3 protein-coding genes and 1 pseudogene are annotated in these 5,083 nt (G+C 70.8%); 1 reads left to right on the top strand and 3 read right to left on the bottom strand.

Annotated features, from left to right (window positions below; all coding sequences use genetic code 11):
• The coding region (locus VFN12_RS05360; protein WP_325117570.1) for a glycerophosphodiester phosphodiesterase family protein at positions 1-628 on the bottom strand (628 nt) is incomplete at its 3' end.
• Between the two features lie 222 nt (positions 629-850).
• Positions 851-2,401 carry an alkaline phosphatase D family protein gene (locus tag VFN12_RS05355; protein ID WP_325117569.1) on the bottom strand — a complete coding sequence of 517 codons (1,551 nt, stop codon included), beginning with the start codon at positions 2,399-2,401 and terminating at the stop codon, positions 851-853.
• A gap of 256 nt (positions 2,402-2,657) precedes the next feature.
• On the opposite strand from VFN12_RS05355, the gene VFN12_RS05350 reads away from it, so the two are divergent.
• Positions 2,658-4,685 carry a PhoX family phosphatase gene (locus VFN12_RS05350; RefSeq protein WP_325117568.1) on the top strand — a complete coding sequence of 676 codons (2,028 nt, stop codon included), beginning with the start codon at positions 2,658-2,660 and terminating at the stop codon, positions 4,683-4,685.
• A 65-nt stretch (positions 4,686-4,750) separates the two neighbouring features.
• On the opposite strand, the pseudogene VFN12_RS05345 reads toward VFN12_RS05350, so the two are convergent.
• Positions 4,751-5,083 (bottom strand): annotated as a pseudogene (locus VFN12_RS05345) (hypothetical protein); the annotation flags it as partial.

Raw genomic sequence — 5,083 nt, 5'->3', positions numbered from 1 at the left:
TGCCGTAGAGGAGCCCGACCGGTACGTCGGGCGCACGGTCCTTGTAGGCCCTGAGCCAGGCGTGGTTGAAGCCCTGCACGACGACACGGTCGGCTTTCAGGGCGCGGTTGAACGCCGGCAGCGACCGCAGTTCCTTGTCGAGGTCGGCCTCGATGCCCGGGTAGAGCTCGGGAGCCTTCGGCTCCAGCAGCATCCCCGCCTGCTGTCCGACCGCGTTGACCCACTCGGCCAGTGTCGGCACCCGCTCCCCGGCGAACTCCGGCGCGAACCACGCACCCGCGTCGAGTTGCCTGATCTCGGCGAGGGTGAAGTCACCAACGGCCCAGGGAGCGCGGTCGGGGAAGACCTGCTCGACGTCGGTCGTCCGGGCGAGCGTGGTGTCGTGCATGATGACCAGCTCCCCGTCCCTGGTGCGCTGGATGTCGTTCTCGACGACGTCGGCCTTCTGTGCGATGGCCAGTCGGACCGCCGCCAGGGTGTTCTCCGGAGCGGCGCCGGACGAGCCACGGTGAGCAACGACGTCGACCGCCGGCTCAGTCGCGGCGGCGGGGGTCGCGAGCCCTGAGACGGCAATCATCCCCACCAGGGCGGCGAGGACGGCGCCGAGGGCGCGCGCGGTGCGAGGCATCATCTCTTCTCCTTCAGTCACGTGTGGCGCGGCCGCGTGGCCGGCGCGCCGGTGAGGCTGCCGCGTCGAGGCGAACGGACAGTGACCGCTCGCCCAACCCTCCGTGATGCCACGGGCACAAGGTCGCGACACGAGGTGCCCGGGTGCCCCCGGTCGTCGCTGGGCTCGACCGTTCCGTCGACGACGACCTCCGAGTGGAGTGACCCGAGACGGATGCTCTGGTCACAGAGGTGTGGCACCGGGACGTCCGGATTCGACGATCCAGCTGCTGTCGGTCACCGCCGGCGCCAGGGTGTCCGACGCGGAGGGGACGACGCGGTAGTCGGCCCGCAGCAGGTCGGGCTCGGCCGTCACGCGGGTGTAGCCGCGGAGGTCCGGATTGAGGTACTTCACGTGCGGGTTGTTGGGGCGGGCCGCCTTGACCGCGGCGGCCCAGCCGCAGCCAGAGCTGATCGAGGTGCCGACCAGCTCGGTGGCAAGCACCTCGGTCTCCGGACGTGAGAAATCGAGCCGCAGGTCGTTGACCCACGCCGAGTGCCAGTCGCCGGTGAGGACGACGGGGTTGGCAGGTCGGCGCCTCTCCACGAATGACAGGAATCGGTTCCTGGAGACGGCGTACCCGTCCCACTGGTCGTGGTTGACCGAGAGCCCGGGGCCGCCGTCGTAGTCGACCTCGGCCATGATCGTCTGCTGTGCCACGAGGTTCCAGCGCGCCGACGAACCGGAGAGGCCGTCGAAGAGCCACCTCTCCTGCTGGTCGCCCATGAGGGTCCGGCTCGGGTCGAGCACCCGCGGGTCCTGGGGCCCACCCGGGAATGCCTCGGTGAGCTGGTCCGAGCGGTACTGGCGCGTGTCGAGCACGTGGAAGGTGGCCAGCGCCCCGTAGTCGACGCGTCGGTGGAGGGTCATGTCGGGGCCATGGGGTCGCTGCGGCAGTCGCAACGGCAGGTGCTCGTAGTAGGCCTGGAACGCGTTGGCCCTCAGCTGCAGGAAGCGGCCGGGCTCGTTGGAGGGCTCGTTGTCCGGCTGGGAGATGTTGGCGGCCCAGTTGTTCTCGATCTCGTGGTCGTCGAAGGTGACCACGAACGGGAACGCCGCATGGGCGGCCCGCAGATCCGGCGAGAGCTTGTGGCGCGCGTGGTTGGTGCGGAACGAGGCAAGGCTCTCGTCGTCGCGTCGCTCGTAGGTGTAGTCGCCGACGTGGACGACGAGGTCGAGGTCCTCCTCGCGCATGGTCCGGTAGGCGGCGTACCGCCCGTTGCCGGGCAGCGACTGACAGGAGGCGAGCGCGAAGGTGACGTTCCGGGCGGTCCCGGGCGCGGGGGCCGTACGGGTGTGGCCGACCGGACTGGTCTCCGCACCGACCCGGAACCGGTACCAGTAGTCGCGACCCGGGAGCAGCCCGCGCACCTCGGGGTGCACCGAATGCGCGAGCTCAGGGGTCGCCGTCTCGGCGCCGGCCTTGACCACGTCGCGCATCTCCGGGTCAGTGGCGACCTGCCACAGCACCTCCACCGTGCGGGCCGGCATCCCGCCGAGGCCGTCGGGTGCGAGGGGTTCGGGAGCGAGCCGGGTCCACAGCACGACGCCATCAGGGGTGGGGTCGCCGGAGGCAACCCCGAGGGTGAACGGGTCGGTCGGGAAGCGTGGGGTGGCCCAGGCGGGGGCCGTCGAGAAGCCGTACGCCGCCGCGGCGGCCGCCCCGGTCAGGCCGGAGAGGGCGAGGAAGCCCCGGCGAGAGAGTGGATCACGCGGGGACGGCAGGGCGCTCATGGGAACCTCCGAGAAGTGGGTGGGTCCTCCGAGTCATGCAGCCGCAGATGACCCGCGGGCAACCGGCAGGTGACGCTCGCACGGCACGACCGTGCCGACTTGGCTCCTTTCCCGCCGGCGCCCGTGACGGGCCCGCGTCATCGGGCACCTGACTCGGGCCACTCGTTCACCTGCTGTCAATCCTGTCGCTGCCTGCCGCACGCCGGGATGGGCCAGCGTCGCGTCGGACGCCCAGACCAAGAGCAGGAGATGCACCATGAACGACACGGCCCCCGGCCTCACTCACCGCTTGCTCCCGATGGCCGGCAGGACGCACGGCAACCGGAGCCCGATCACCTGCCACCTCCGGTGTGGTGACGCCTGCTCGGTCGCGCCCCCCAACACGACCGAGACGACGTACTTCCGGGACGTGGCGACCGGTGCCCTGAGCCGCCGCGCCCTGCTCGGTGCCGGCGTGGCCGGGACTGCCCTCGGCGCCCTGGGATCCAGCACCGCACCTGCCGCCGCCAGCGGCAAGCAGGACAGCACGGTCGACGGCCACGGGCTGCCGTTCACCGCGATCGCGCCGGTTGCGGTCACCGTGGACGACGTGACCGTGCCCCATGGCTACGGTTGGGAGCCGATCATCCGCTGGGGCGACCCGATCCTGAACGGGGCGCCCACCTTCGACGCGGGGAACCAGTCGCCGGAGGCCCAGGCGGGGCAGTTCGGCTACAACAACGACTACCTCGACATCATCGAGACCAACCGGCTGGGCACACGTGCGCTCCTGGTCTGCAACCACGAGTACACCAACGAGAACATCATGTTCCCGCCCGGCACCGATCCCGGGCTGGTGATCCGCACGGCATGGTCCGCACACGGCCTGTCCGTCGTCGAGCTGGAGCGCCGGCACCGGGGAGACACCTGGCGCTACGTCAAGGGTGCCCCCCTCAACCGCCGCATCACCCTCGACACCGTGTTCCGCGTCGACGGCCCCGCGGCCGGCTCGGACCTGCTCAAGACGGCGGCGGACGCCTCGGGCCGTCGGGTCCGGGGCACCATGAACAACTGCGCAGGTGGCACCACCCCGTGGGGCACGATCCTGTCGGGCGAGGAGAACTTCAACCAGTACTTCCTCGCCAGCGGGGTCGACCCGCGCGAAAAGCGTTACGGCCTCGGTCCCACCCAGGACGCCCGCAACTGGCGCTCGGTCGACCCGAGGTGGGACGCCACCAACCCGGACTACGCCAACGAGCCGAACCGGTTCGGGTGGATCGTCGAGATCGACCCGCACGACCCGAGCTCTGCGCCGGTCAAGCACACCGCCATGGGTCGCTTCAAGCACGAGGGTGCCAATGTCACGGTCAACCCGAGCGGCCACGTCGTCGCCTACATGGGTGACGACGAGCGCTTCGACTACGTCTACCGGTTCGTGTCCCGCAACAAGTACCGCCGCGGCGGCACCGCCCGCGACCGGCGGCACAACTTGTCGTTGCTCAGCGAGGGCGACCTGTCGGTCGCCAGGTTCAGTGGCGATGGCCTCGAGGACGGCGTCAGCGACGGGGCCGGTGAGTGGATCCCGCTGACCCGAAACGGACGGTCGATGGTGCCGGGCTTCAGCCTCGAGGAGGTCCTGGTGTTCACCCGCCTCGCCGCTGACACGGTGCAGCCCACCAAGATGGACCGGCCCGAGGACGTGCAGCCCAACGTGCACAACGGCCGCGTCTACGTCGCCTGCACCAACAACACCGACCGCGGCAAAGCCGGCAAGGAGGGCCCGACCGAACCCAACCCGCGTCCGGCGAACAAGGAAGGTCACGTCGTCGAGATCGCACCCACCCGGGGCGACCACACCGCGGCGACGTTCTCGTGGAACCTGATCCTCATCTGCGGGGATCCCGCCACGGCCGGCACCTACTTCGGCGGCTACACCGGTCCGGTCTCCCCCATCGCCTGCCCCGACAACCTGGCATTCGACAGCGTGGGCAACCTCTGGATCTCGACCGACGGCCAGCCGAGCGCGCTCGCCCACAGCGACGGGCTCTACAAGGTTCCCGTTGCCGGACCGGAGCGGGGCCGGGTCCAGCAGTTCCTCGCGGTCCCCTCAGGCGCCGAGACGTGTGGCCCGGTGATCCACGACCGCGACGGGTCGGTGTTCGTGGCCGTGCAGCATCCGGGCGAGGATGGGACCTGGGACGCACCCCAGTCCCGCTTCCCCGACTACGTGGCTCCCGGCGGCACGGCACCGGAGGGCGACTTCGCGGGGCCTCGGCCGACCGTTGTCCAGGTCACTCGCCGCTGACGGCCGGCACCGGCCCGGCGCATCAACCGGTGGCTGCCGCGGCAGGCCCTTCCACCCGGTCGTCGTCAGGCAACAGTGACCGGGTGGTCCACCACGGCGCCGAAGAGGTAGCCCTGCTCGTTGAAGGGCACCGTGTCCGGTTGCCCGTTGCCGTGCTCGTCCGTGGCGCGGACGCGGACGACGTGATCGCCCGGCATGGCCACCCACGGGACCGACCACTGACGCCAGGCCTGGGGATCGTTGCGATCACCGAGCCGTGCGTCACGCCAGGGGCCGTCGTTCACGCTGATCTCGACCCGGCGGATCCGGCCGTACGCCGACCACGACCGGCCGGTGAGCTCCTTGCGCCCCGGGCGCAGCGCGGCCGGCAGCGGCTGCTCGATCGCGCTCTTCACGAC

Source organism: Nocardioides sp., from assembly GCF_035703625.1.
Classification (GTDB): domain Bacteria; phylum Actinomycetota; class Actinomycetes; order Propionibacteriales; family Nocardioidaceae; genus Nocardioides.
This window is presented reverse-complemented; position numbering and strand designations above follow the sequence as displayed.

Bases quoted from the DNA above. Each gene is read 5' to 3' on its own strand.
- VFN12_RS05350 (WP_325117568.1), top strand. From the start codon at position 2,658: ATGAACGACACGGCCCCCGGCCTCACTCACCGCTTGCTCCCGATGGCC.
- VFN12_RS05355 (WP_325117569.1), bottom strand. From the start codon at position 2,401: ATGAGCGCCCTGCCGTCCCCGCGTGATCCACTCTCTCGCCGGGGCTTC.